This window comes from Chromobacterium sp. Panama (genome assembly GCF_003052555.1).
Lineage (GTDB): Bacteria > Pseudomonadota > Gammaproteobacteria > Burkholderiales > Chromobacteriaceae > Chromobacterium.
In genome coordinates, this window is sequence record NZ_QARX01000001.1 from 1,129,276 (window position 1) to 1,156,033 (window position 26,758).

Annotated in this window: 23 protein-coding genes and 3 tRNA genes; 21 read left to right on the forward strand and 5 right to left on the reverse strand. The window is 62.5% G+C overall.

The window, feature by feature from the left end:
- Positions 1-88: 88 nt before the first annotated feature.
- Complete coding sequence (locus DB032_RS05295; RefSeq protein WP_107798549.1) at positions 89-796, reverse strand: peptidoglycan DD-metalloendopeptidase family protein; 708 nt, start codon at positions 794-796, stop codon at positions 89-91.
- A gap of 119 nt (positions 797-915) precedes the next feature.
- On the opposite strand from DB032_RS05295, the gene DB032_RS05300 reads away from it, so the two are divergent.
- The 3 genes from DB032_RS05300 to tdh all read left to right on the forward strand — a co-directional run bounded on the left by DB032_RS05300 (position 916) and on the right by tdh (position 4,111).
- A complete protein-coding gene (locus DB032_RS05300; protein ID WP_158274245.1) occupies positions 916-1,638 on the forward strand; it encodes an ABC transporter substrate-binding protein in 723 nt (240 codons plus the stop codon).
- A 198-nt stretch (positions 1,639-1,836) separates the two neighbouring features.
- A complete protein-coding gene (locus DB032_RS05305; RefSeq protein WP_107798551.1) occupies positions 1,837-3,036 on the forward strand; it encodes a glycine C-acetyltransferase in 1,200 nt (399 codons plus the stop codon).
- A gap of 49 nt (positions 3,037-3,085) precedes the next feature.
- A complete protein-coding gene (gene tdh / locus DB032_RS05310) occupies positions 3,086-4,111 on the forward strand; it encodes an L-threonine 3-dehydrogenase (protein WP_107798552.1) in 1,026 nt (341 codons plus the stop codon).
- Between the two features lie 269 nt (positions 4,112-4,380).
- Here the strand turns inward: tdh and DB032_RS05315 are convergent, their stop codons facing one another.
- Positions 4,381-5,178, reverse strand: coding sequence for an SPOR domain-containing protein (locus DB032_RS05315; protein WP_107798553.1), 798 nt, complete (start codon positions 5,176-5,178; stop codon positions 4,381-4,383).
- 137 nt (positions 5,179-5,315) lie between these two features.
- Here DB032_RS05315 and ndk point away from each other — a divergent pair, with 137 nt between their 5' ends.
- The 17 genes from ndk (at position 5,316) to DB032_RS05400 (ending at position 23,371) form a co-directional block, all read left to right on the forward strand.
- Positions 5,316-5,741 (forward strand): nucleoside-diphosphate kinase, encoded by a 426-nt coding sequence (ndk, locus tag DB032_RS05320; RefSeq protein ID WP_107798554.1) that lies wholly within the window; start codon positions 5,316-5,318, stop codon positions 5,739-5,741.
- A gap of 101 nt (positions 5,742-5,842) precedes the next feature.
- Positions 5,843-6,937, forward strand: a complete 1,095-nt coding sequence (gene rlmN / locus DB032_RS05325; protein WP_019104100.1) for a 23S rRNA (adenine(2503)-C(2))-methyltransferase RlmN — start codon at positions 5,843-5,845, stop codon at positions 6,935-6,937.
- Positions 6,934-7,677, forward strand: a complete 744-nt coding sequence (gene pilW / locus DB032_RS05330) for a type IV pilus biogenesis/stability protein PilW (RefSeq protein ID WP_227104368.1) — start codon at positions 6,934-6,936, stop codon at positions 7,675-7,677. Before rlmN ends, pilW begins: the two co-directional genes overlap by 4 nt.
- Positions 7,678-7,679: 2 nt before the next feature.
- A complete protein-coding gene (locus DB032_RS05335) occupies positions 7,680-8,609 on the forward strand; it encodes a helix-turn-helix domain-containing protein (protein WP_107798555.1) in 930 nt (309 codons plus the stop codon).
- 13 nt (positions 8,610-8,622) lie between these two features.
- A complete protein-coding gene (ispG, locus tag DB032_RS05340) occupies positions 8,623-9,906 on the forward strand; it encodes a flavodoxin-dependent (E)-4-hydroxy-3-methylbut-2-enyl-diphosphate synthase (RefSeq protein WP_107798556.1) in 1,284 nt (427 codons plus the stop codon).
- A gap of 56 nt (positions 9,907-9,962) precedes the next feature.
- Positions 9,963-11,234: a histidine--tRNA ligase gene (gene hisS / locus DB032_RS05345; RefSeq protein WP_107798557.1), complete on the forward strand. Its 1,272-nt coding sequence runs from the start codon at positions 9,963-9,965 to the stop codon at positions 11,232-11,234.
- A 14-nt stretch (positions 11,235-11,248) separates the two neighbouring features.
- The gene (locus DB032_RS05350) at positions 11,249-11,878 is read left to right on the forward strand and encodes a tetratricopeptide repeat protein (protein ID WP_107798558.1); all 630 of its coding nucleotides are present in this window, start codon (positions 11,249-11,251) and stop codon (positions 11,876-11,878) included.
- A 4-nt stretch (positions 11,879-11,882) separates the two neighbouring features.
- Positions 11,883-13,022, forward strand: coding sequence for an outer membrane protein assembly factor BamB (bamB, locus tag DB032_RS05355; RefSeq protein ID WP_107798559.1), 1,140 nt, complete (start codon positions 11,883-11,885; stop codon positions 13,020-13,022).
- Positions 13,023-13,035: 13 nt separating this feature from the next.
- On the forward strand, positions 13,036-14,463 hold the full coding sequence (der, locus tag DB032_RS05360; protein WP_107798560.1) for a ribosome biogenesis GTPase Der: 1,428 nt from the start codon (positions 13,036-13,038) through the stop codon (positions 14,461-14,463).
- Between the two features lie 89 nt (positions 14,464-14,552).
- Entirely contained in the window at positions 14,553-14,810 is a 258-nt protein-coding gene (hfq, locus tag DB032_RS05365; RefSeq protein WP_039756760.1) for an RNA chaperone Hfq, read from the forward strand.
- A gap of 97 nt (positions 14,811-14,907) precedes the next feature.
- Positions 14,908-16,038, forward strand: a complete 1,131-nt coding sequence (gene hflX / locus DB032_RS05370) for a ribosome rescue GTPase HflX (RefSeq protein WP_107798561.1) — start codon at positions 14,908-14,910, stop codon at positions 16,036-16,038.
- Positions 16,025-17,230 (forward strand): FtsH protease activity modulator HflK, encoded by a 1,206-nt coding sequence (gene hflK / locus DB032_RS05375; protein WP_107798562.1) that lies wholly within the window; start codon positions 16,025-16,027, stop codon positions 17,228-17,230. Before hflX ends, hflK begins: the two co-directional genes overlap by 14 nt.
- Before the next feature lie 3 nt (positions 17,231-17,233).
- Positions 17,234-18,115: a protease modulator HflC gene (gene hflC / locus DB032_RS05380; RefSeq protein ID WP_081547400.1), complete on the forward strand. Its 882-nt coding sequence runs from the start codon at positions 17,234-17,236 to the stop codon at positions 18,113-18,115.
- 126 nt (positions 18,116-18,241) lie between these two features.
- Entirely contained in the window at positions 18,242-19,393 is a 1,152-nt protein-coding gene (locus DB032_RS05385; protein WP_107798563.1) for an ATP phosphoribosyltransferase regulatory subunit, read from the forward strand.
- Between the two features lie 34 nt (positions 19,394-19,427).
- Positions 19,428-20,723 (forward strand): adenylosuccinate synthase, encoded by a 1,296-nt coding sequence (locus tag DB032_RS05390; protein WP_107798564.1) that lies wholly within the window; start codon positions 19,428-19,430, stop codon positions 20,721-20,723.
- 102 nt (positions 20,724-20,825) lie between these two features.
- On the forward strand, positions 20,826-21,875 hold the full coding sequence (locus DB032_RS05395; protein ID WP_107798565.1) for an oxidoreductase: 1,050 nt from the start codon (positions 20,826-20,828) through the stop codon (positions 21,873-21,875).
- A gap of 104 nt (positions 21,876-21,979) precedes the next feature.
- Positions 21,980-23,371, forward strand: coding sequence for an MFS transporter (locus DB032_RS05400; protein ID WP_233246653.1), 1,392 nt, complete (start codon positions 21,980-21,982; stop codon positions 23,369-23,371).
- A 52-nt stretch (positions 23,372-23,423) separates the two neighbouring features.
- On the opposite strand, the gene DB032_RS05405 is transcribed toward DB032_RS05400, so the two are convergent.
- The 3 genes from DB032_RS05405 to DB032_RS05415 all read right to left on the reverse strand — a co-directional run bounded on the left by DB032_RS05405 (position 23,424) and on the right by DB032_RS05415 (position 23,803).
- Positions 23,424-23,510, reverse strand: a tRNA-Leu gene (locus DB032_RS05405).
- Positions 23,511-23,574: 64 nt separating this feature from the next.
- Positions 23,575-23,661: transfer RNA gene (locus DB032_RS05410), tRNA-Leu, on the reverse strand.
- 55 nt (positions 23,662-23,716) lie between these two features.
- Positions 23,717-23,803, reverse strand: a tRNA-Leu gene (locus DB032_RS05415).
- 73 nt (positions 23,804-23,876) lie between these two features.
- On the opposite strand from DB032_RS05415, the gene rnr reads away from it, so the two are divergent.
- The gene (gene rnr, locus DB032_RS05420; protein ID WP_107798566.1) at positions 23,877-26,582 is read left to right on the forward strand and encodes a ribonuclease R; all 2,706 of its coding nucleotides are present in this window, start codon (positions 23,877-23,879) and stop codon (positions 26,580-26,582) included.
- The last annotated feature ends 176 nt before the right edge of the window (positions 26,583-26,758 follow it).

The following is a 26,758-nucleotide window of genomic DNA, read 5'->3' on the forward strand; positions in this document are numbered from 1 at the left end:
CTGTCCGGGCGATAGGTTGCGCATCAGATAAGGAATGTATTTTGCGCGTACGCCGCCGGCGCTGACAAGCGCTCCGCCGCCGTGCGGCTCAGTCCGTCAGATAGGGCAGGGGATCGACCGCCGAAGAGCGGACGCGCAGTTCAAAGTGCAGCTTGACCCGGGTGGTGCCGGAACTGCCCATGGTGGCGATGGTGTCGCCGGCCTTGACCGCTTGCCCTTCCTTGACCAGCAAGGACTGATTGTGAGCATAGACGGTGAGGTGGGCATTGTCATGCTGGATGATCAATAGATTGCCGTAACTGCGGATGCCTTTGCCGGAGTAGGTGACCTTGCCGCCGGCCGCCGCGCGGATGGGGGCGCCCGCCTCGCCGGCGATGTCGATGCCCTTGCTGCCCTGGCCGTTGAACTTGGCAATGACGGGGCCCTTGGCCGGCCAGACCAGCTTGATATTGGCCGTCGGCCGAGGCGCGGGCTTGCTGGGCTCGGAGGCGGAAGGCTTGGCCGCGGGCCGGCTGGGCTGCGGACGGCCGGGCTTGGCGGAGGCTTGCGCGGAGCCGCCGGGGGGCGATACGCGCAGCAATTGCCCGGCATTGATGCTGCCCGGGTCTTTCAGCCCGTTCCAGCGCACCAGGTTCGCCACGCTGACCCGGTGGTTCTGGGCAATGCGAAACAGGGTGTCTCCCGGTTTGACGCGGTAAAAGCCGGCGGACTCCACCGCGGCGGGTTGCGAGGTGCTGGCGCAGGCGGCAAGCAGCAGGGACAGGGAGCTGGAAATAAGGCGGACGCGCAAGGACATGGCGCCGATTTTAGCATCGCAGCCCGCGGCTGCGCGGTTTCTGTGCGCAAACGCCGGCGGCTGGACTAAAAATCATGTTAAGGACTGTGACGGGCATGGGCATCGGGCGGAGGTGCGGGATGAAACTGGGGTGGGCGATAAGCGGCTTGTGGTGCATGGCGGCGTTGGCGGCGGAGCCGTCGACGCTCTCCGTCTACAGCGTGGAGTATCCGCCGCTGGTGTTGAAAGGAGAGGGCGGCAAATTGAGCGGCATCGCCACGGAGGCGGTGGCCCAGGCGCTGCAATTGGCCGGCTTGAGTGCGCGCATGCCGGAGATCCCCTGGAAGCGCGCCCAAATGCAGGTGCAGCAAGACGCGGACAGTTGTCTGACGCCTTTTACCCGCTCCCCGGAGAGAGAGAAAATGTATCGCTGGGTGGGGCTGGTGATGGAAAGCAAGCAATCCTTGTTCATCAATACGCATCATCCCGTGGTCTTGAACTCGCTGGACGACGCCAAGGGCAAGCGCGTCGTGGTGCTGCTGGGCTCCTCGTTGGCGGAGTATCTGAAAAAAAACAATATAGGGTATTCGGTCAGACCTACGCCGGAGGAGGCCGAGCGCGAACTGGCGGCGGGCGTGGCGGACATCTGGGCGGTGCATGACGTGGTGGCCAACTACACCATCAAACAGGTGGGCACGCCGACGGACAGCATCCGCGAGGCCTTGCAGGTGCAAACCACCAGCATTTATCTGGCCTGCAGTCCGAAAATGTCGGATGCGACCGCGCTGAGGCTGAGCAGGGCGTTTCAGCAATTGCGCGAAAGCGGGAAGCTGGAAAAAATCATCGCCAAATATTTGAAGTGACGATAGTTGTCGTGCGGTATTTTATGGTGACAGTGTTGGTTCGTATTAATTTATCAAGGTTACAGTATCTTGGAAAAACGCATTGAACTGTCACTGATGGCTGTGAAATGGCTGGGCTAGAATGGTGCCAGTTTTTGAGTCGCCGCGGATCCGGCGGCGCAATGGTGATTCTTTTGTCATCCCTGGACAAGGACAGTCATGAACCGAACCTACTTAGCCCACCTAGAAGCCACGCTGGCGCAGATTCGCGCCGACGGTTTTGAAAAGCCCGAGCGCGTGATCGCCACGCCGCAGCGCGCGGACATCGCCTTGAGCAACGGCAGCAATGTGCTGAATTTCTGCGCTAACAACTACCTGGGCCTGGCCGACGACCCGCGCCTGATCGAGGCGGCGAAGAAGGGCATGGACGACTTCGGCTACGGCTGCGCCTCGGTCCGCTTCATCTGCGGCACCCAGCAAGTGCACAAGGACCTGGAGCAGGCGATTTCCGGCTTTCTGGGCACCGACGACACCATTCTGTACTCCAGCTGCTTCGACGCCAACGGCGGCGTGTTCGAAACCCTGCTGGGCGAAGAAGACGCGGTGATTTCCGATGAGCTCAATCACGCGTCCATCATCGACGGCGTGCGCCTGTCCAAGGCCAAGCGCTTCCGTTACAAGAACAACGACATGGCCGATCTGGAGGCGCAGCTGGTCGCCGCCGAGCAGGCCGGCGCGCGCTTCAAGCTGATCGTCACCGACGGCGTGTTCTCCATGGACGGCATCATCGCCGATCTGAAAACCCTGTGCGAAGTGGCCGAACGCCACGGCGCGCTGGTGATGGTGGACGATTCCCACGCCGTCGGCTTCATCGGCGACAGCGGCGCCGGCACGCCGGAGCTGTGCGGCGTGGCCGATCGCATCGACATCTACACCGGCACCCTGGGCAAGGCCCTGGGCGGCGCGTCCGGCGGCTATGTGTCCGGCCGCAAAGCCGTCATCGATCTGCTGCGTCAGCGTTCGCGTCCGTATCTGTTCTCCAACACCCTGGCCCCGGCCATCGCCGCCGCCAGCCTGGAAGTGCTGAACATCCTCAAGGGCGGGGAAGGCGCGGAGCTGCGCGCCAAGGTGCGCCGCAACGCCGAAGTGTTCCGCCAGGAAATGAGCGCGGCCGGCTTCACCCTGGTGCCGGGCCAGCATCCCATCGTGCCGGTGATGCTGGGCGATGCGCGGCTGGCGGGCGAGATGGCGGCCAAGCTGTTGGAAGAGGGCGTGTACGTGATCGGCTTCTCCTTCCCGGTGGTGCCCAAGGGCAAGGCGCGCATCCGCACCCAGATGTCGGCGCGTCACAGCGAAGAACAGGTTAGGCTGGCGGTGGCGGCTTTCATCAAAGTGGGCCGCGAGCTCGGCGTGATCTGAGGCGTAGCGCCGCGCGCCCAAGAGGGCGCCGCGGCGGATAGGAACAGCAATGAAAGCATTATCCAAACTGAAGGCCGAGCGCGGCCTGTGGATGACCGATGTGGCCAAGCCGGAAATCGGCCACAACGATCTATTGATCCGTATTCGCAAGACCGCGATCTGCGGAACGGACATTCATATCTGGAACTGGGACGACTGGGCGCAAAAAACCATCCCGGTGCCGATGCACGTCGGGCATGAATACGTCGGCGTGATCGAGGACATCGGCTCGGAAGTGCAGGGCTTCAGCATTGGCCAGCGCGTGTCGGGCGAAGGACACATCACCTGTGGCCATTGCCGCAACTGTCGCGCCGGCCGCCGCCATCTGTGCCGCAACACCTTCGGCGTGGGCGTCAATCGCGAGGGCGCGTTCGCCGAGTATCTGGTGATTCCGGCCTTCAACGCCTTCCCGATTCCGGACGACATTTCCGACGATCTGGCGTCCATCTTCGACCCCTTCGGCAATGCGGTGCACACCGCGCTCAGCTTCAACCTGGTGGGCGAGGACGTGTTGATCACCGGCGCGGGTCCGATCGGCATCATGGCGGTGGCGATTGCGCGCCATGTCGGCGCGCGCCACGTGGTGATCACCGACGTCAACGAATACCGCTTGGAACTGGCGCGCAAAATGGGCGCGACCCGCGCGGTGAACGTGGCCAAGCAGGACCTCAAGCAAGTGATGGCCGAATTGCACATGAGCGAGGGCTTCGACGTCGGCCTGGAAATGTCCGGCAATCCGCAGGCCTTCCGTCAGATGCTGGACACCATGAACCACGGCGGCAAAGTGGCCTTGCTGGGGATTCCCCCGGCCGACACCGCCATCGATTGGAACCACGTCATCTTCAAGGGCCTGGAAATCAAGGGCATCTACGGCCGCGAAATGTTCGAGACCTGGTACAAGATGGTGGCCCTGATCCAGTCCGGTCTGGACATCACCCCCATCATCACCCACCACTTCCCAGTGGCGGAGTTCCAGCAGGGCTTTGACGCCATGTTGTCCGGCCAGAGCGGCAAGGTGATTCTGGACTGGAGTTGACGGCCGGAAAGGACTGGACGCATCAACCCTCTTCGCCGGCGAAGAGGGTTTTTCACATGGGGGCGCGGCTTGAGCCTGCTTTGAGATTGTTTGAGTCTTTGGGGGCGGGCGGCGAGAATGCGCTGACAAAAGGGATGGGTCGGAGGGCCGCAGGCCGGTCTTCGCGGCTTGGGCCGCGCCGCACGCGGCGGTGCGTTTCGTTCCGATTGTTTGAGTGAGTTCAGAGCTTGCCCTCTCCGCATTGCGGAGAGGGCTTTTTTTATTTCGTCTTATTGTCCGGCGGGCGCCAGCAAGGGCGCATAACCCAGGCCGCGCAACTTCTCCATGGTTTCGTCGGCTTCGGCGCGGCTCTTGAACGGGCCGACCTGCACGCGGGTGACGGTGTGGGCCGGGATGCCGTGCTGTTTCAGCTCCTTCACCAGCTTTTCGGCGTTGCCGATGCTGGAGAACAGGCCCAGCTGGACTTGATAGCCGATGGAGCTGCCGGCCGGCTTGGCCTTGACCGGGGCCTCCTTGACCGGCGCGACGGGCTTGTCCGCCGCGATGGCGGCGGCGGGCGGGGCGGCTTTGACGGCTTCGGCCGGCGCGGCTTTGGCGGCTGCCGTCTGCGGTGGAGCCGCTGCGGCGCTTGGCGCGGGAGGCGTTTTCGCCGCCGCGCGCTCGTGCGCCGGTGCCGGCGCGGCGGCATGGACCGGCGGGCGGTTGTTGACCACGGCCGGAGTCTTGTCCAGGTCCGGGCTGGCCGGGCTGGCTACGCTGGGCGCTTGCGGCGCGCCGGCGGGCTCCGTCGCGGGCGCGCTGCTTTCCGCCGTCGGCGCGCTGGCGGGCGCGGGCGCCGGCGGCGCTTCCGCCGGGGCGGAGGCGGGCTTGATGATCTTGCCGGAGCTGGGGCTCTGGCTGCTGGCGGTCATTTCCACCTTGGGTTTGTTGAAACTGTCGGTCAGCGGAATGGCGGCCAGCGCCACGGCGACCAGGCCGCCGGCGATCAGCAAACGCTTTTTCAGTTTGCTGTTGAGTTCGGCCTCGCCGCCGGTCTTGTCGGGGTCTTGTTGATTTTGTTCGCGCATGGTCCGTGAGACTTGAGAAATGTGCAGCACATGGTTGAAAACACTGCTAAAATATCGGGTTCGTCAAAATTGGGTAACCCGAGTGGCTGCATAATACTCAAGTTTAGCCACTTGTCTTGATGTTTGGGAGAATTTATATGGCAATTGAACGCACCTTGTCCATCGTTAAGCCGGACGCCGTTGGTAAAAACGTCATCGGCAAAATCTACGATCGTTTCGAATCCGCCGGCCTGAAAATCGTGGCCGCCAAGATGAAGCAACTGTCCCGCGCCGAAGCCGAAGGCTTCTACGCCGTGCACAAAGAACGTCCGTTCTTCAAGGACCTGGTTGACTTCATGGTGTCCGGCCCGGTGATGATCCAGGCGCTGGAAGGCGAGAACGCCGTGCTGAAAAACCGCGAACTGATGGGCGCGACCGATCCGAAGAAGGCTGAAGCCGGCACCATCCGCGCCGATTTCGCCGACTCCATCGACGCCAACGCCGTTCATGGTTCCGACAGCGCGGAAAACGCCGCGATCGAAGTGGCTTATTTCTTTGCTGCATCCGAGATCAGCGCCCGCTAATCTCTAAAGAGTACTCCGTTGTTTGCGGAGCCCGTCGTCATGGACGGGCTCCGTCTAAAAGGCGGTCGTCCACACCGCCTTTGCTTTATCCCGAGGAATGCATGAAAACCAACCTGCTCGACTTCAATCTGGACCAGCTGACCCGGCATTTCGCCGAAATGGGCGAGAAACCGTTTCGCGCCAAGCAAGTGATGCGCTGGATGCACCAGATGGCGGAAGCCGACTTCGACGCGATGACCGATCTGGCCAAGAGCCTGCGCGCCAAGCTGCATGAGCGCGCCGAAGTGAAGGTCCCCTCGCTGATGACCGGGCAGGCGTCCAGTGATGGCACCCGCAAGTGGCTGCTCGACGTAGGCACCGGCAACGGCGTCGAAACCGTCTTCATCCCCGAGGATGAACGCGGCACCTTGTGCGTGTCATCCCAGGTAGGCTGTGCGCTGGAGTGCACGTTCTGCTCCACCGGCCGCCAAGGCTTCAACCGCAATCTGTCCACCGCGGAAATCATCGGTCAGCTGTGGTGGGCCAATAAGGCGATGGGCGTCACGCCCAAGAACGAACGCGTGGTGTCCAATGTGGTGATGATGGGCATGGGCGAGCCGCTGGCCAACTTCGACAATGTGGTCAGCGCGATGCAGATCATGCTGGACGACCACGGTTACGGCCTGTCCCGCAGGCGCGTGACCCTGTCCACTTCCGGCCTGGTGCCGCAGATGGACAGACTGCGCGAAGAATGCCCGGTGGCGCTGGCGGTGTCGCTGCACGCGCCCAATGACGCCATTCGCGACGTGATTGTGCCTATAAACAAGAAATACCCGCTGGCGCAGCTGATGGCGGCCTGTCAGCGCTATCTGGAAAAGGCGCCGCGCGACTTCATCACTTTCGAGTACGTGATGCTTGACGGTGTCAACGATAGGCCGGAACATGCTCGCCAACTGCTGGAACTGGTGCGGGACGTGCCGTGCAAGTTCAATCTGATACCGTTCAATCCGTTCCCGAACTCGGGTTACGAGCGTTCCAGCAATAATGCGATTCGAGCGTTCCGCGAAATTCTGCAGGAGCGCGGTTACGTGGTGACGGTGCGGAAAACGCGCGGCGACGACATCGACGCCGCCTGTGGCCAGCTGGCCGGCCAGGTGATGGACAAAACTCGCCGTCAAGCCAAATGGATGCAGCTCGTAGAGGACAATAAGCAATGACGATACGGCAAATGGGGTTGATGGCCTGCTTATGGATGGCTGTGAGTTCAACCGCATTTGCCGCCGATCCTGAAACGTCGCGCGAGCTGGCGACGATACGCAGCCAGCTGGCGATCGAATACGCCAAGATCGGCAACTACAAAGTGGCGCTGGAAACGGCGGATCTGGCCGTCGCCGCGGACCCGGCCTATGTCCCGGCCTATGTGTCCCGCGCCTATGTTTTGACCCAGCTGCGCGAAGAAGGGCCCGCCGAAGCCAATTACCGCAAAGCCCTGCAACTGGATCCAAACAACCCGGAAGCGAACAATAATTACGGTTTGTTTCTGTGCGACCGAAACCGGCTGCAGGATTCTTTGTCCTATTTTCAGAAAGCGCTGGCCAACCCGCTGTATGATTCGCCTCAGACGGCTTATTTGAACCTGGGGCATTGCAGCGCCAAGGCCGGCAATCAAGAGCAGGCCAATGATTACTTGCTGGCGGCGCTGCGCGCCGCGCCCAATTTCGCGCCCGCGTTGCGGGAATTAGCACAGTTGCATCTTGGGCTGGGTAATGCCAAATTGGCTGCTTTCTATTTCGAACGGATGGGCAAGGGCGCGGCGCTGCAAGCCGACGACCTGTGGCTTGGCGTGCAGATCGGGCGCAAAAGCGGCAACAGGGCGTTGGAGAGCGAATGTTCCGTCGCGCTCAAGAACCGCTATCCGGATTCCAAAGAAACACAACTGCTGTTGAGTGGAAGCTGAGGATGGAGCAACAATTCGAACAACAGGGACAACCGACGGGTTCCAGCGTCGGCGCCCGGCTGAAAGCCGCCCGAGAGGCGGCAGGCATGGGCTTGGGGGAAGTCGCGGATAGGCTGAAACTGTCGATGCGGCAGCTGGAGGCGATAGAACGCGACGATTTCACAATCTTGCCGGGCGCGACCTTCGTGCGCGGCTTTGTCCGTAATTACGCCCGCTTTTTGCAGATTGACCCCGAACCGTTGATGCATGCGCTGGACAGGCAGTTTCCTTCCGCGGTCAACGACGTGGCCAATCTGGTGCGCGACGGCGCGCACGAGGCGCCCGGGCATTCCGGCGAGACGCCTGCGTCGGACGAGGGCGGATCTTCCGGCAAATGGATCGTAGGCTTGCTGGTGGTGGCGGCGCTGGGCGGCGGCGTGGCGTGGCTGGCCAGCAGCCGTGGCGGCGAAGGCCGGGCGGCCGCGGACGCGTCCGCAGCCATGGCGACCGAACTGTCTTCGGCGCCGACGGGCGAGGCTTCCGCTCCCGCCGCCTTCGTCGCGGAGACGCCCGCCTCGGCGCCGGCTGTCGCCCCTGCGCCCGCTCCGGCCTCCGCGCCGCAGCCGGTCAAGGCCGCCAGCGTGGCCAGCGCCCCGGTCCTGTCGGCGCCGCCGCTCGCCAAACCGCAGGCCAGCGCCGCCGTGGCGGCGGCCAGCGGCAAGCTGGTGTTGACGGTCAAGGAGGCGGAAGCCTGGGTGTCGGTGGTGGACGCCACCGGCAAGAAGCTGGTGTTCCAGACCTTGCAGCCGGGCAGCACCCAGGAAGCGGTCGGCACGCCGCCGTTCAAACTGGTGATCGGCAACGCCTCGCAAGTGGCGGTGAATTTCAATGGCCAAGCGGTGGACCTCACGGACAAGATCCGCGGCACCACGGCAAAGCTGGAACTCAAGTAATTCAAGGTAGCGAATGGATAGCGTGAACATCGCGCGACGCCCCACCCTGCAGGCTAGGGTGGGGCATGTCATTGTAGGATCGGACGCTCCGGTGGTGGTGCAGTCCATGACCAACACCGACACCGCGGACGCGGCGGCCACGGTGCGGCAAGTGCTGGAGCTGGCGGAAGCCGGCTCGGAGCTGGTGCGCATCACCGTCAACTCGCCGGAGGCGGCGGCCAAGGTGGCGGAAATCCGCCAACGGCTGGACGATGCCGGCTGTGCCGTTCCCTTGGTCGGCGATTTCCATTTCAACGGCGATCGCCTGCTGAAGGAATATCCCGATTGCGCGCGCGCGCTGGCCAAATACCGGATCAATCCGGGCAATGTGGGCAAGGGCGCCAAGGGCGACGACAAATTCGCCTTCATGATCCGCACCGCCATCGAATACGGCAAGCCGGTGCGCATCGGCGTCAACTGGGGCAGCCTGGATCAGGCTTTGCTGGCCAGAATGATGGACGCCAACAACCGCGTCGCCCAGCCGCTGCCCTTGGAGCGGCTGATGCGCGAAGCCTTGATCGTTTCCGCGCTGGAGTCCGCCGACAAGGCGATGGAACTGGGGCTGCCGGCCGAGCAGATCCTGCTGTCCTGCAAGGTCAGCAATGTGCAGGACCTGATCACCGTGTACCGAGATCTGGGCAGTCGCTGCGATTTCCCGCTGCACCTGGGCCTGACCGAGGCCGGCATGGGCTCCAAGGGCATCGTCGCCTCCAGCGCCGCGTTGGCGATCTTGCTGCAGCAAGGCATAGGCGACACCATCCGCATCTCGCTGACGCCGCAGCCGGGCGAGGCGCGCACCAAGGAAGTGGTGGTGGCGCAGGAGTTGCTGCAGACCATGGGCCTGCGCAGCTTTACCCCGCTGGTGACCGCTTGTCCGGGCTGCGGCCGCACCACCAGCACCTTCTTCCAGGAGCTGGCGGATCAGATTCAGACGTATCTGCGCACGCAGATGCCGGTATGGCGTTTGCAATACCCGGGCGTGGAAGACATGAAGGTGGCGGTGATGGGCTGCGTGGTCAACGGCCCGGGGGAGAGCAAGCTGGCCGATATCGGCATCTCGCTGCCCGGCACCGGCGAAGTGCCGGTGGCGCCGGTTTACGTCGACGGTCAAAAGGATGTTACCCTCAAGGGCGACAACATCGCCTCCGAGTTCACGGCCTTGGTTGATCGCTATGTGCAAAGCCGTTACGGCGAAGGCGGCGCCAAGCGCCGCGAGGGCGGGAGCCGCACCATTCCGATTCGTCCGGTAGGCGTTTGAGCGCGTTTGGCGCAATGACCGGGCACTGATTCAAGCGATACACAAGAAAACAAGCAATGGCTCAAAAATATCAAGCGGTCAAAGGCATGAATGACGTGCTGCCGGCCGAGTCCTATCAGTGGGAGTTCTTTGAAGGCAAGCTGCGCGAACTGCTGGCCGACTACGGCTATCAGAATATCCGCACCCCCATCGTCGAAACCACGCCGCTGTTCGTCCGCGCCATCGGCGAAGTCACCGACGTGGTGGAGAAGGAGATGTACACCTTCATCGACAGCCTGAACGGCGACAGCCTGACGCTGCGGCCCGAAGGCACCGCCGGCACCCTGCGCGCGGTGGTCGAGCACAACCTTCTGTACAATGCCACCCAGAAACTGTGGTACATGGGGCCGATGTTCCGCCATGAGCGTCCGCAGAAGGGCCGCTATCGTCAGTTCCACCAGATGGGCGTGGAAGCGCTGGGCTTCGCCGGTCCGGATATCGACGCCGAAATCATCGCGATGACCGCCGATCTGTGGCGTCGCCTGGGCCTGTCCCAGTATGTGCGCCTGGAAATCAATTCTCTGGGCAACCAGGAAGAGCGCGCCGCGCACCGTCAGGCGCTGATCGCCTATCTGGAACGGCATGTGGACATCCTGGACGAAGACGGCAAGCGCCGGATGTACAGCAATCCGCTGCGGGTGCTGGACACCAAGAACCCGGCGCTGCAGCAGATGGCCGACGAAGCGCCCAAGCTGTCCGACTACCTGGGCGAGGCGTCCCGCGCGCATTACGAAGGCTGGAAGGCGATGATCCGCGAGCTGGGCGTCGACTTCGTGGAGAATCCGCGTCTGGTGCGCGGGCTCGACTACTACAACCAGTCGGTGTTCGAATGGGTGACCAGCGAGCTGGGCGCCCAAGGCACGATTTGCGCCGGCGGCCGCTATGACGGCCTGATCGAGCAACTGGGCGGCAAGCCCGCGGCCGGCATCGGCTTCGGCATGGGCCTGGAGCGCGTGGTGCTGCTGTTGCAGGACAAGCAGCTCTTGCCGGCGCAACGCAGCGTCGACGTCTACCTGGTGAACCAGGGCGAGGGCGCGGGGCTGTACGCGATGAAGCTGGCGCAGACTTTGCGCGCCGCCGGCCTGTCGGTGGTGCAGCACTTGGGCGAAGGCAGCTTCAAGTCGCAAATGAAAAAAGCCGACGGCTGCGGCGCGCAGTTCGCCGTCATCGTCGGCGAAGATGAAATAAAAACGGGTCAGGCGGTGATCAAGGCGCTGCGCGCCGAGATGGACCAACACACTGTGGCGGCGGAAGCGGTGGCCGCCACGCTGATCTCACTGAAAGCTTAAGGGAGAGGGGCGCAATGGCGTTCGACTTGCAGGAACAGGAACAGATTGATTCGATCAAAGCCTTCTGGCAGCAGTGGGGCAAGCTGATCGCCGGCGTGCTGGCGGCGTCCGCCATTGCCTATCTGGGCTTCAAGGGCTACCGCTATTACCAGGAGCAGCAGGCGCAGAAAGCCGCGGCCGCTTACGAGAACATCGACGCGGCGGTGGCGTCCAAGGACATCGCCAAGCTGAAGTCCGCGGTGACGCTGTTGCAGAACGACTTCGGCTCTTCGGCCTACGCCACCCGCGGCTCGCTGATTCTGGCCAAGGCCGCCTTCGACAAGAACGAGCTCGCGCTGGCCAAGAGCCAGCTGGAATGGGTGCTGGCCAATAGCAAGGACGAATCGGTAAGCGCCATCGCCCGACTGCGTCTGGCCTCCCTGTTGCTGGACCAGAAAACCTACGATGCGGCGATCGCCGAACTGAACAAGGCGCATCCGGCCGGCTTCGACGCGCTGTTCCTGGATTTGAAGGGCGACGTGCTGGTCGCCAAGGGCGACGCCGCCGCCGCGCGCGACGCCTATAAATCCGCTTTGGCCAAACTGGTGGGCGATTCCCCGAATCGCCAGTTCATCCAGACCAAACTCGACGCGCTGGGAGGCTGATCGCATGCGCCGCCAATTGTTGCTGACCGCTGTGCTGTCCTCCTCCTTGCTGGCCGGCTGCGCCAGCTGGTTTGAAAGCAATACCCAGTTCAAGCCCACCCCGCTCGTCGCGATCAAGCCCTTGCAAGGGCTGGAGGTCAAATGGACGACGGGACAGGCCGCGCCGGCCGCCGGCTTCCTGCCGGTCTACGCCAACGGCCTGGTGGTGAGCGCCGACGCCGACGGCCGCGTGCGCAGCATCGACGCCCTCAGCGGCCGCGTCAGCGCGGACGTGGATCTGAAGCGCAAGCTGAGCGCCGGCGTCGCCGTAGCCGGCGACATGGTGCTGGTGGGCACCCAGGACGCCAAGTTGCTGGCGGTGGAGCGCGCCAGCGGCAAAGTGCTGTGGCAGCAGCCGCTGACCAGCCTGATGCTGGAGGCGCCGCAAGTGGCCGGCGATATGGTGCTGGTGCGCACCAACGACGCGCGTCTGACCGGCTTCTCTCTGAGCGAAGGCGGCAAGCAGCTGTGGTCCAGCGGCAATGTGCTGCCGCAGCTGACCGTGCGCAACAACGGCTCGATGCAGGCGGTGGGCAAGGAGGCGGTGATGGTGGGGCAGGCCGGCGGCCGCCTGGACATCGTCAACCCGCAAACCGGCAACGCTTTGTGGCAGGGCGCGGTGGCCAACCCTCGCGGCGCCACCGAACTGGAACGGATGACCGACGTGACTTCGCGGCCGGTCTTCGACGCCGGTCAGGTGTGCGCGGTCGCCTATCAGGGGCGCGTGGCCTGCTTCGAAGCGCGTTCCGGCAATCTGTTGTGGGCGCGCGAAATCTCGTCCAGCCGCGGCCTGGCCGTGGACGGCCGCAATGTCTACGTCAGCGCGGAAGACGGTTCGGTCTGGGCGTTTGATCGCGGCACCGGCCGCAATATTTGGAAAACCGACGACCTGAAATATCGGGACGTCACCGGCCCCGCTCTGTTGGGCCGCTTTGTGCTGGTAGGAGATGGCGAAGGTTACGCCCATCTGCTATCCAATGAGAGCGGCAGCATCGTGGGCCGAGTCAAGGTCGGGCCCGCCCTGACCAATCAACCGGTGTCGCTGGGTTCGTCCGCCTTGATGCAAGGCAAGGACGGCCGTCTGGCGATGCTGACTTTGGGATAATAAAGCAGTACTCATGAAACCTACCGTAGCTCTGGTCGGCCGCCCCAATGTGGGCAAGTCGACCTTATTCAACCGGCTGACCCGCAGCCGCGACGCCCTGGTCGCCGACCAGCCCGGCCTGACGCGCGATCGCCACTATGGCCATGGCCGCGTGGGCGAAAAGCCGTATCTTGTGGTCGATACCGGCGGTTTCGAGCCGGTGGTGGACGAAGGCATTCTGTTCGAAATGGCCAAGCAGACGCTGCAGGCCGTGGACGAAGCCGATGCCGTGGTGTTCCTGGTGGACGGCCGCAACGGCCTGACGCCGCAAGACAAAATCATCGCCAACCGTCTGCGCCAGCTGCAGCGCCCGGTCTTCCTCGCCGTCAACAAGGCGGAAGGCATGCGGCACGCCATCGCCGGCGCCGAGTTCCACGAACTCGCGCTGGGCGAGCCGCTGGTGATCTCCGCCGCCCATGGCGACGGCGTGCGCGAATTGATGGAACTGGTGCTGGCGGACTTCCCGGAAGAAGTGGAAGAAGAAGCCTCGCGCCATCCCAAGTTCGCGGTGATCGGCCGGCCCAACGTCGGCAAGTCCACCCTGGTCAACGCCATCCTGGGCGAGGAGCGCGTCATCGCCTTCGACCAGGCCGGCACCACTCGCGACAGCATATATATTGATTTTGAGCGAGATGGCCATACCTACACCATCATTGACACCGCGGGCGTGCGTCGCCGGGCCAAGGTCAGCGAGATGCTTGAGAAGTTCTCGGTGATCAAGACCATGAAGGCGATCGAAGACGCCAACGTGGCGGTGCTGGTGCTGGACGCTCAACTGGACATTTCCGAGCAAGATGCCACCATCGCGGGTTTCGCGTTGGAAGCGGGCCGGGCGCTGGTGGTGGCGGTGAACAAGTGGGACAACCTGGACGGGGAGCAAAAGGAAACGGTGCGCCGCGAGATCGCGCGCAAGCTGAACTTCCTGGATTTTGCAAAGTTCCATTACATCTCCGCCATTGAAGGCCGCGGCGTGGCAGACTTGTTCAAGTCCATCGACGAGGCCTACCGGGCGGCCATGGCCAAGCTGGCCACGCCCAAGCTGACCCGGGTGCTGCAAGTGGCGCTGGAGCGCCAGCAGCCGCCGCGCTCCGGTTTGATCCGCCCGAAAATGCGCTATGCGCACCAAGGCGGCCAGAACCCGCCCATCATCGTGGTGCACGGCAATGCGCTGGATGCGGTGCCGAACAGTTATACCCGCTATCTGGAACATACCTTCCGGAAAGTGTTCAAGCTGCAGGGCACGCCGCTGCGCGTACAGTACAAGTCTTCGGAGAATCCGTTCGACACCGACGACGGCAAGGAGAAGTCCCGAGCCAAGCCCAAGCCGATGTCCAAGATGCGCGGACGCGAAAAAGAAGTGCGTTACGGCAAGAGCGGCAAGGGCAGCAGCAGTAAAAAATAGTACGCCGGGATGTTTTCTGCTAATAATAAGCAGACAACCGGGCTGTAAGGTTCAGTTAATACAACAATCAACGATTCGGAGAATAACGAATGAGCTCTAAAGGGCAAATGTTACAAGACCCGTTCCTGAACATCCTGCGTAAGGAACATGTGCCGGTGTCCATCTACCTGGTCAACGGTATTAAACTTCAGGGTCAGGTAGAATCCTTTGACCAGTACGTGGTGCTGTTGAAAAACACGGTGACACAGATGGTGTACAAACACGCCATTTCCACCGTCGTGCCCGCCCGTCCGGTCAATCTTCCCCATGAACACCCGGTGCAAAAGCAGGAGCAGCAAGACGCCTAAAGCGTTGCTGTGCTTGTGACCGGGCCGATCGGCCGCGCCAAACCGGCGCGGCTTGTCGGCCTTTTATCTTTTGCGCCCCAACTATGGTTTCCGAATAGTGTTTGATCGTCCCGACTTAGGCGACCAGGCGGTTCTGGTCTGTCTGGATTTTGGAGATGCCGATTACCAGGAAAACATCGCCGAGTGCGCCGAGCTGGTCAAGAGCGCCGGCGTAGAGGTGATGGGCGTGGTGCAGGGCAAGCGGCAGCGCCCGGACGCCGCGCTGTTCGCGGGCAAGGGCAAGGTCGAGGAAATCGGCCTGCTGGTGCGCGCCACCGATGCCAATGTAGTGATATTCAACCATGCTTTGGCGCCTGGCCAGGAGCGTAATCTGGAGCGGGCGCTGCAGTGTCGCGTCATCGACCGCAACAGCCTGATTCTGGACATCTTCGCCCAGCGCGCGCGCAGTCACGAAGGCAAGCTGCAAGTCGAACTGGCCCAGCTGTCGCATATGTCCACCCGCCTGGTGCGGGGCTGGACCCACTTGGAGCGCCAGAAGGGCGGCATAGGCTTGCGCGGCCCCGGCGAAACCCAGCTCGAAACCGACCGCCGGCTGCTCGGCATCCGCGTCAAGGCGCTGAAAGAGCGGCTGGCCCAGGTGCAAAAGCAGCGGAATACCCAGCGCAAGGGGCGCGGCCGGGCCGGCATCGCCTCGGTGTCCATCGTCGGTTACACCAACGCGGGCAAGTCCACCTTGTTCAACGCGCTGACCAAGGCGCGCATCTACGCGGCGGACCAATTGTTCGCCACGCTGGACACCACCAGCCGCAAGCTGTTCCTCAATCACCAGACATCCATCGTGATTTCGGATACTGTGGGCTTTATCCGCGATCTGCCGCACACCCTGGTGGCGGCGTTCCGCGCCACACTGGAGGAAACCGTGCGCGCGGATCTCCTGCTGCACGTGGTGGATGGCTCCAGCGATATGCGCGATGTGCAGATCGAGGAGGTCAACAAGGTGTTGGCCGAGATCGGCGCGGACGGCATTCCGCAGCTGCTGGTCTGGAACAAATGCGATCTGCGCGAGATGGAGCCGGAGATCGAGCGCGACGCGGCGGGCCGTCCGGTTTCGGTGCGGGTTTCGGCCCTGACCGGGGCCGGCCTGGAACTCTTGCGCGCGGCGATTGCCGAATGCGTGCATCCTTCCCAAAACAACCATAAAGACTATTACGAGCATGTCGCAGAATGACCCTAACCGAGGCCGCCGAGGCAATGAAGGGCCGCCGGACCTCGATGAAGTATTCCGCAACCTAAATCAGAAGCTGTCGCGGCTGCTGGGCGCCAAAGGCAGCGGCGCCGGCGGCAGTCCCGCGTCCGGCGTCAAACCGCCGTTCAAGGGCGGCGCCATCGCCGTGGTGGGCGTATTGGCGGCCTTGTGGCTGGCCAGCGGTTTCTACGTGGTGGACGCGCGCGAGCAAGGCGTGGTGCTGCGCCTGGGCAGCTTCAACCGGGTGACCGAGCCGGGCCTGCAATGGCACGCGCCGTTCCCGATTGAAAAGGTGGAGATCGTCAACCTGACCGAAGTGCGCAGCGTGGAAGTGGGCTACCGCAACACCGCCCAGACGCGAGTGGCGGAAGAGTCGCTGATGCTGACTTCGGACCAGAACATCATCGACGTCCAATTGTCGGTGCAATACGACATCAAGGACGCGCGCGCCTTCCTGTTCAACAACGCCTCGCGCGAGCGGGACGCCAAGGACATCGTCAAGCAGGCGACCGAAACCGCGATTCGCGAAGTGGTGGGCCGCAACAAGGTCGACTTCGTGTTGAACGAAGGGCGGACGCAGATCGCGGTGGAAACCCAGAAACTGATTCAGGAAGTGCTGGATCGTTATTCACTGGGCGTGCGCATCGCCAAGGTCAACATCAACGCGGTGCAGCCGCCCGAGCAAGTGCTGGCGGCCTTCGACGACGCGGTGAAGGCCGGTCAGGACAAGGACAAGCTGCGCAACGAAGGCCTGGCTTACGCCAACGAGGTGCTGCCCAAGGCCCAGGGCCTGGCCGCGCGCCTGCAGCAGGAGGCCGAAGCCTACGAGCAGAAAGTCGTTTCCCGCGCGGAAGGCGACGCTTCGCGCTTCAAGCAAGTGTTGTCTGAATACAACAAAGCGCCCAAGGTCATGCGCGATCGTCTGTATCTGGACATGATGCAGCAGATCATGAGCAGCACCACCAAGGTGGTGGTGGACCAGAAGGGCGGCAACAATCTCTTGTACCTGCCTTTGGACAAGCTGATCCAGCAGAGTAATCCGGGCGCTTCCGGCGCGGCGGCGCCCGCCGCCAGCGCGGTTCCGGAGCCGGCTGCGCCGGCCGCTCAGGCCGGCAATGCCAAAGGGGGGCGGGACGTGACCCGCGGGCGTGATTTTTTTGGGGCGGAGCGATAAGCAATGGATAGACTGATTCCGACTGTAGTTGCCATAGCCGGTGTGCTATTTGTTGCCAGCCTGTCGCTGTTCACCGTGGATCAGCGCCAATACGCGCTGGTTTTCCAGTTTGGCGAAGTGGTGCGCATCATTAAGGAGCCGGGCATTCAGTTCAAGGTGCCGCTGCTGCAGAACGTGCGTTACTTCGACCGCCGCGTGCAGACCATCGACGCCGAGGCGCCGGAACTGTTCAACACCCGCGAGAAAAAGAACGTGTTGGTGGACAGCTTCGTCAAATGGCGCGTGGTGGACGTTGAGCAGTTTTACAAGAGCGTGGGTTCCGAGGCCGCCGCTGTGGCGCGTTTGAAACAGACCATCAATGACGGGTTGCGCGCGGAATTCGGCCAAAAGATGGTTGCCGACGTCATTTCCGGCAAGCGCGATCAGGTGATGGATACGGTTCGCAAGCGCGCGGACGCGGATGCGCGTAAAATAGGCGTACAAATTCTCGACGTGCGCTTAAAACGAGTCGATTTTCCGGATAAAATAAGCAGTTCGGTCTTCGATCGCATGCAGTCCGAGCGCCGCACCGTCGCCAGCCAGTTGCGCAGCGAGGGCGCCGCGGACGCTGAACGCATCCGCGCCGAAGCGGACAAGCAGCGCGAAGTGGTGCTGGCCGAAGCGTATCGTCAGGCTCAGGAGCTGAAGGGCAAGGGCGACGCGAAGGCGGCGGCAATTTACGCCGAGGCTTACGGCAAGAACCCGGACTTCTACGCTTTCTGGCGCAGCATGGACGCGTACAAGGAGTCGTTCAAGAACAAGAGCGACGTCCTGGTGCTGGAGCCGAGCAGCGAGTTCTTCAAGTACTTCAAGAACCCGCAGTCGGGAGCGGCCAAGGCCAAGTAAGCGGCCAAGGCAGGCGGAAGACGCCGCGCAAGACAATCGAGTATGGAACACTGGCCGGGGCGACCTGGCCAGTTTGCTGATAACAAGGCGGGACGCTTCCCGCCTTTTATTCTGTTGAAAAGAATCATGCGTAATTGGCTGTTACCGGAATACATCGCGGATATTCTGCCCGCCACCGCGCGCCAGGTAGAGTCCGCCAAGGCGGCGATGCTGGAAGGCTTTCGCGTGGCGGGCTACGAGTTGGTGCTGCCGCCGCTGATCGAGTACATCGATTCGCTGGTCAGCGAGGAAGACGCTTCGCTCGAGCTCAAGACCTTCAAGCTGGACGATCAGTTGTCCGGCCGGCAAATGGGCTTGCGCGCCGACATCACGCCCCAAGTGTCGCGCATAGACGCGCACTTGCTCGGCGAGCGCACCGGCGTGACCCGGCTGTGCTACGCCGGCAGCGTGGTGCATACCCGGCCGGACGGCCTGGCCGGCTCCCGCGAGCCGCTGCAAGTGGGGGCGGAGCTGTACGGCTACGCCGGCATCGAGGCCGACCTGGAAATCATTGAGTTGATGCTGGGCGCCTTGGAGCGCGCCGGAGTGTCCGGTCTGCGGCTGGACATCGGCCATATGGCGATTTATCGCGGTATCGCTTCCGCCGCCGGTTTGTCGGCGGAGGCCAGCCGGGCGTTGTTCGCCAAGTTGCAGAGCAAGGACGTGGCCAGCATCCACGAGTTGGTCCGCGATGTGGCCGAACCGTACCGCAGCGCTTTTCTGGCTTTGCCGGAGCTCTATGGTCCGATCGAGGAGCTGGACCGGGCGCGTTCCCGTCTGCCGTCCTTGCCCGAGGTGGAGCTGGGCCTGATGCAGCTGTCCGCTGTGGCCAAGGCGCTGGAGGGCAGGGTGGCCCTGAGCTTCGACCTGACCGAACTGCGCGGCACGCAGTATCACAACGGCCTGCTGTTCGCCGCCTATGCTGAGGGCTGGGCCGAAGAGCTGGCGCGCGGCGGCCGCTACGACAATGTGGGTCGTCGTTTCGGCCGCGCCCGGCCGGCCACCGGCTTCAGCCTGGATTTGCGCGACCTGATCCGCATCCTGCCGGAGCAAGGCTCGGTCAGGGGCATCCGCCTGGCCGCCAGGCACTGGCCGCAGGCGCGGGCTGAAGTGGCCCGTCTGCGCGCAGCGGGCGAAATGGTGGTGATTGATTACCTGGGCGAGTCCGCCCAGGCCTTGAATTGCGATCGCGAGCTGACTTCGGACGGCTCGGATTGGCATGTGGTTTCATTTAACTGATTTTTGAATCTGACTGAAGAAGAGGTTTTTTCCAATGTCCAAGAATGTTGTCGTGATCGGTACCCAGTGGGGTGATGAAGGCAAGGGCAAGATCGTTGACTGGCTGACCGACCACGCGCGTGCCGTGGTTCGCTTCCAGGGCGGCCACAACGCGGGCCACACTCTGGTGGTGGGCGGCAAGAAAACCGTGCTGCGCCTGATTCCGTCCGGCATTCTGCGCGACGATGTCGAGTGCTTCATCGGCAATGGCGTGGTGTTGTCTCCGGAAGCCTTGCTCAAAGAGATCGACGAGCTGGAAACCGCCGGCGTGAATGTCGCCGCCCGCCTGAAGATTTCCGAAGGCTGCCCGCTGATCCTGCCTTACCACGTCGCTCTGGACCAGGCGCGCGAAGCCGCCAAGGGCGCAGGCAAGATCGGCACCACCGGCCGCGGCATCGGCCCCTGCTATGAAGACAAGGTGGCGCGCCGCGCCTTGAAGGTGATCGACTTGTTCGATACCGCCCGCTTTGCCGAGAAGCTGAAGGAAAACGTCGAATACTACAACTTCATGCTGACCCAGCTGTTCCAGGCCGAGCCGGTGAGTTTCGACGTCATCCTGGCCGACACCCTGAAACTGGCCGAGCGCATCAAGCCCATGGTGGCCGATGTGTCCCGCACCCTGTACGACATGAACCAGGCGGGCATTCCGCTGCTGTTCGAAGGCGCGCAAGGCACGCTGCTGGACATCGACCACGGCACTTATCCGTACGTGACGTCGTCCAACTGCGTGGCCGGCGCCGCGGCGCCGGGCGCCGGCGTGGCTCCGCAAATGCTCAACTATGTGCTGGGCATCGTTAAGGGCTACACCACCCGCGTGGGTTCCGGTCCGTTCCCGACCGAGCAGGAAAACGAGATCGGCATGTTCCTGGCCAAGCGCGGCAACGAGTTCGGCTCGGTGACCGGCCGTCCGCGTCGCTGTGGCTGGTTCGACGCCGCCGCGCTCAAGCGCTCTATCCAGATCAACGGCGTGTCCGGTCTGTGCGTGACTAAACTGGACGTGATGGACGGCCTGGAAGAGATCAAGCTGTGCGTGGGCTATACCCTGGACGGCGAGAAAGTGGACATTCTGCCGTTTGGTTCCGACGCGGTCAGCCAGTGCGTGCCGGTTTATGAAACCATGCCGGGCTGGACCGAAAGCACGTTCGGCGCCAAGCGCTGGGAAGACCTGCCGGCCAACGCTCAGGCTTATCTGACCCGTATCGCCGAAGTGTGCGGCGCGCCGGTGGACATTATCTCCACCGGTCCGGACCGCGAAGAAACCATCGTGATGCGTCATCCTTTCGGTCTGTAAGCCCGATTCGACCCATCGACGGAAACCCGCCTGCAAGGCGGGTTTTTTCATGCCCGCGGCGGGCGTAGACTGTTTGGATTCTAGTTTCCGAAGGCAATATAAATGCAGCCATTGAATGTCGCCTTGGTGGGCTACGGCTACGCCGGCAAGACTTTTCACGCGCCCTTGATCGCCGCGGTGCCCGAGTTGCGGCTGGCGGCCGTGGTCAGCAGCCGGCCGGACGCGGTGCGGGCCGATTGGCCGCAAGTGCCGGTACTGGCCGATTTGGAGCGGGCTTTGGCCGATCCGGCTATCGATATGCTCGTTATCGCCAGTCCCAACCAATTGCATTATCCGCAGGCGCGCGCGAGCTTGAAGGCCGGCAAGCACGTGGTGGTGGACAAGCCGTTCACGGTGACGCAGGCGGAGGCGAGGGAGTTGTGCCTGATGGCGGAGCGGCCGGGCGGCCCGCTGTTGTCGGTATTCCACAATCGGCGCTGGGACGCGGACTTTCTGGCGCTCAAGGCCTTGCTGGCCAGCGGCGAGTTGGGGCCGCTCAGCCATTTCGAGTCCCACTTCGATCGTTACCGGCCGCAGGTGCGCGCGCGCTGGCGCGAACAGGACCAGCCGGGTGCGGGGCTGTGGTACGACCTGGGGCCGCATCTGCTGGATCAGGTTCTGCAGTTGCTGGGCTGGCCGCAGACGATTTATGCGAGCTTGTCCAAACAAAGGGTCGGCGCGCAGGCGACGGATTACTTTCACGTTCAGCTGGGATATGGAGAGTGTCAGGCGGTCTTGCATGCCTCTTGCCTGGTCAGCGGCGGCGCTCCGCGCTTTAGTCTGCACGGCGGGCTCGCCAGCTACGTCAAGTTCGGCCTGGACGGCCAGGAGGAGTGCTTGAAGCGGGGCGGCCGCCCCGGCGAGGCGGGCTGGGGCGCGGACCTTGCGCCCGGCGTCTTGTGCCGCCAGCGGGACGATGAAGCCCTCAACGAAACTCGGCCGTCCCCTTCGGGTGATTATCGAGATTATTACCGGGCGGTGGCGCTTGCCGCGCGGGGCTTGGGCGCCAACCCGGTGACGGCGCGGGAGGCGTGTCAGGTGATGGCCTTGCTGGAGTTGGGGGAGAAGAGCGCGCGGGAGGGACGGCGTCTGTTTTGCCTGCCGGAGGCTTGAGCGAGTCCGCTTCACCTTTCGACATCATTTGCGCGGCCCAGGTCCGTCGTTCCGGCGGCGGCGGGTGCTACACTGCTGTTTCCATTTCCAGAAGTTTGATCGTCATGCAGCTCAAGCTCGCCGCCGGCATGGTGACCCCGTTGATCGTGGCCACCGCCTTGTTCATGGAGAACATGGACGCCACCGTGATTTCCACCTCTTTGCCGGAGATCGCGCGCGATCTATTGGTGGATCCAATTGGCTTGAAATTGGCGCTGACGTCTTATCTGGTCAGTCTGGCCGTGTTCATTCCTATCAGCGGTTGGATGGCGGACCGTTTCGGCTCGCGGCGTATTTTTCGCGCCGCCATCGCCGTTTTCGTCGCGGGTTCCGTATTGTGCGCGCTCAGCAATACATTGGGCGGCTTTGTGTTGGCGCGCTTTGTGCAGGGCATAGGCGGAGCGATGATGGTGCCGGTGGGGCGCTTGGTGATTCTGCGGACCACCGCGAAAGCGGACTTGGTGCGGGCGCTAAGCTATCTGACGGTGCCCGCCTTGCTGGGGCCGGTGATTGGACCGCCCTTGGGCGGTTTCATCAGCACCTATCTGCATTGGCGCTGGATATTCTTGATCAATATCCCGATCGGTGTGCTCGGCTGGGTGCTGGCAAGGCGTCATATCGAAGACTTGAAGGATGAGCAGGTGCCGCCGCTGGACTGGCTGGGCTTTGCCCTGAGCGGCGTGGGCCTGTCCTTGCTGATGCTTGGCCTGGCCTCCGAGGGCAAGCATTTGGTCTCGGCGCAATGGTCCGTCGTGCTAGCGGCGACAGGCGTGGGCTTGCTGTGGCTTTATCTGCTGCATTACCGTCGCACGGCTCATCCCTTGCTGGATTTGTCCTTGCTGCGGCTGTCGACCTTTCATGCCGGCGTGGTGGGCGGTTTCGTGTTCCGCGTCGGCATTGGCGCCACGCCTTTTTTGCTGCCGCTGATGCTGCAATTGGGTCTGGGCCTCAATCCCTTTGTCTCCGGCTTGTTGACCTGTTCCACCGCGGTGGGCGCCATCTTCATGAAGACCTTGGTGATGCGCATCTTGCGGCGCTACGGTTTTCGCCGGGTCTTGATGGCCAATAGCGTGCTCGCGGGTCTTTCCATCGCCGCATACGCGTTGTTCTACGAGGCGCCGAGCTATGTCTGGATGTTGCTGGTCTTCGTGCTGGGCGGCTGTCTTCGCTCCTTGCAGTTCACCAGCCTGAACGCGATCTCTTTTGCCGAGGTTGAGCCGGCCGGCATGAGTCATGCCACAAGTCTTTCCGGGGTGGCGCAGCAACTGGCGGCGGGTTTGGGGGTGACGGTTGGGGCCTTCGTCGTGCAGGGGGTGAGTCTGTTGCAGGGACATGCGCGCTTGACCGTGGTCGATTTCGCCTGGGCTTTCGCCATCATGGGCGCCTTGACCATGTTGTCCAGCCTGATGTTCGCCTCGCTGGATCCGCGCGCTGGCGAAGAGATGGCTTCGCGCTGAGAAGGGGAGGAAATGCAAAACCCCCGTTGATCATAAATCAACGGGGGTTTATTGGTGCCCAAGAGAAGACTCGAACTTCCACACCCTTGCGGGCGCTAGGACCTGAACCTAGTGCGTCTACCAATTCCGCCACCTGGGCATAAAACTTAAATTGTTTTGCTGCTCGACTACGATATAAACATCATCGGAACCGTTGAAACTGTTGGTGCCCAAGAGAAGACTCGAACTTCCACACCCTTGCGGGCGCTAGGACCTGAACCTAGTGCGTCTACCAATTCCGCCACCTGGGCCAACCAGATTGTTACTATACAGAGCGAACAACACGATTACAATAGAGTAAATCAGTGGTGCCCAAGAGAAGACTCGAACTTCCACACCCTTGCGGGCGCTAGGACCTGAACCTAGTGCGTCTACCAATTCCGCCACCTGGGCTTCGCTTTGCTGTATTATTTCGCTGCATCTCTGCAACGAGATGCGAATTATAGACATATTCTTGAGGGTGTCAATGGCTAGAACACAAAAAAAACAAAAGACCCTGTCCCTCCGCGAACAGGACCCCTTCCTGGAACGGGAAAAACTTAAATATTCCAATCCCTTGCCGAGCCGTGAGTTCGTTTTAAAAATTCTGGCCGAGCAGGGGGTGCCGCTGTTTCCTGACGAATTAGCGCGCATGTTGTCGATTGCGCGGGCCGAATCTATTTATTTCGAGCGTCGATTGCGGGCAATGGAACGTGACGGCGAAATCATCATCAATCGCAAAGGCGCGGTTTGCGTTGCCCAAAAGCTGGATCTGATCAAGTGCAAAGTATCCGGTCATCGCGATGGCTACGGTTTTGCCATTCCGGATGAAGGCGAAGGCCAGGGCGGCGATATTTTCCTGCCTGAGCGGGAAATGAAAAAAGCGATGCATGGCGATCGGGTGATGGTCCGTCCGTCCGGCGTCGATCGTCGAGGCCGCCAGGAAGGCAAGATCGTTGAGGTGCTGGACCATGTGGTGACGCGGCTGGTTGGCCGCATCAACCGGGTCCGGGGCGTGTGGGTGGTGACGGCGGAAGACCGTCGCATCAATCACGACATACTGATTGAGCCGGGCGGCGAGGCGGGAGCCAAGGATGGTCAGGTGGTGATGGTGGAAATCCTCCAACACCCGGACGCCTATCGTCAGCCTGTCGGCCAGGTGGTGGAAGTGCTGGGCAACTATGCCGACCCCGGCATGGAGATCGAGATCGCGCTGCGCAAGCACGACCTGCCTCACCAATTCCCGGAGGCGGTGCTGGCTCAGGCCAAGGCGACGCCGAAGAAGGTTCGCAAGAAAGACTGGACCAAGGATCGCGTCGACCTGCGCGATTTGCCCCTGGTGACGATAGACGGCGAAACCGCGCGCGACTTCGATGACGCCGTGTATGCGGAGAAGCAGGGCAAGGGCTTCCGCTTGGTGGTGGCGATTGCCGACGTCAGCTTCTATGTGGAGCCGGGCGACGCCTTGGATCAGGAGGCGCTCAATCGGGGCACTTCGGTCTACTTCCCGCGCCGTGTCATTCCCATGCTGCCGGAAGCCTTGTCCAACGGCATTTGCTCTTTGAACCCGGATGTGGAGCGTATGTGCATGGTCTGCGATATGCAGATCAACGCCAAGGGCGTGGTCAAGCGCTACCAGTTCTATCCGGCGGTGATGCTGTCCAAGGCCAGGCTGACCTATACCCAGGTTTGGGACTGGATCCAGAAAGGCAGCGACAGCCCGCTGTTGCCGCAGATCCATACCCTGTATTCCTTGTTCAAAGTGCTGCTGGCCGCGCGTAGTCAGCGCGGGGCGATCGAGTTCGACTCGGTGGAGACTCAGATGATCTTCAACGACGCGGGCAAGATCGAGCGCATCGTGCCGGTGGTGCGCAACGATGCCCATCGCCTGATTGAGGAATGCATGCTGGCGGCCAACGTCTGCGCGGCAGATTTCCTGGAGCAGAACGGGCACAAGGCTTTGTATCGGGTGCATGAAGGCCCGACCGAGGAGAAGCTGGAGAATCTGCGCAACTACCTGCGCCTGGTCGGCTTGAGTCTGGGCGGCGGGGAAAAGCCCACGGCCAAGGACTACGCCAAACTGGCGGAACAGATTCATGGGCGGCCCGATGCGCCGGTGTTGCAGACCATGTTGCTGCGTTCCATGCAGCAAGCGGTTTATACCCCGGACAATAACGGCCACTTCGGCTTGGCTTACGAGGCTTACGCGCACTTCACTTCGCCGATTCGCCGTTACCCGGACTTGCTGGTGCACCGTTCGATCAAGGCGGTGCTCAAAGGCGGCAAATACAAGCCGGGCAAATGGGCGCAACTGGGCGTGCACTGCTCTATGACCGAGCGCCGGGCGGACGACGCCAGCCGCGACGTCGAGTCCTGGCTGAAAACCTACTATATGCGGGACAAGGTAGGCGAGATCTTCAAGGGCAAGATCTGCGCGGTGACCAGCTTCGGCGTATTCGTATTGCTGGATGAGGTGTATGTCGAAGGCCTGGTGCATATCTCCGAACTGGGCAAGGACTACTTCCACTTCAAAAAGGACGTCCAGGCGATTGTCGGAGAGAAGAGCGGCATGCAATACCGCTTGGGCGATACGCTGACCGTGAAGGTGATGAGCGCCAATCTGGAAAGCGCTCAAGTCGACTTCGCTCTGGTCAAGGAAGGCGACCTGCAAACCGCCAGGCCAGTGCCCGCGCGCAGCGCCGGCGCGCGCCAGGGCGGTTCGCGCCGGGCTGCCGAGCCTAAGCCTGTAGAGGCAAAGCCGCCGGCATTGCCAGCGGCGCCCAAGGGGCGAAGCAGAGGGGGGGCTCAATCGCCGGTGTCGAAGCCTGCGGTCAACAAGCCTGTGGCGAGTCCGTCCGCCGCGAGCGCGCCGGCGGAGAGCAAGCCAGTAGCGAGCAAGCCAGTAGCAAGCAAGCCAGTAGCAAGCAAGCCAGTAGCAAGCAAGCCAGCAGCGAGCAAGCCAGCAGCGAGCAAACCGGCAGCAAGCAAACCGGCGGCTCCCAAAACTGTAAGTGCTACGCCTGCGGCGGCCAAGCCGGCACCTACGACAGCGACGCCTGCGTCCGAGGCTGCCACGCCTCCAGCGGGTCAATCGCTTGCCGGCAAGTCGCCGGTGGGAGAGGCGTCTCCCGCCTCGCGTCAACGCAGGCCGGCGGCGCGCAGGAGTAATAGCAAGCGCCGTAGCGAGGACTGACCTCTCCGGAGCGCTTCTATATAAATAGGTATAGCAAGCCATGACGGGCCGGCGCTTCGCCGGCCCGTTTTTCATGCTTCGGCGGGGTAGGGGGGGTGCTGGCAAATACCCTTTTCGGATATTGCTTGTCGCATCAATGGTTTGCCCTGTGAGGTCCGCTTTTGTTGAGGTTTTTC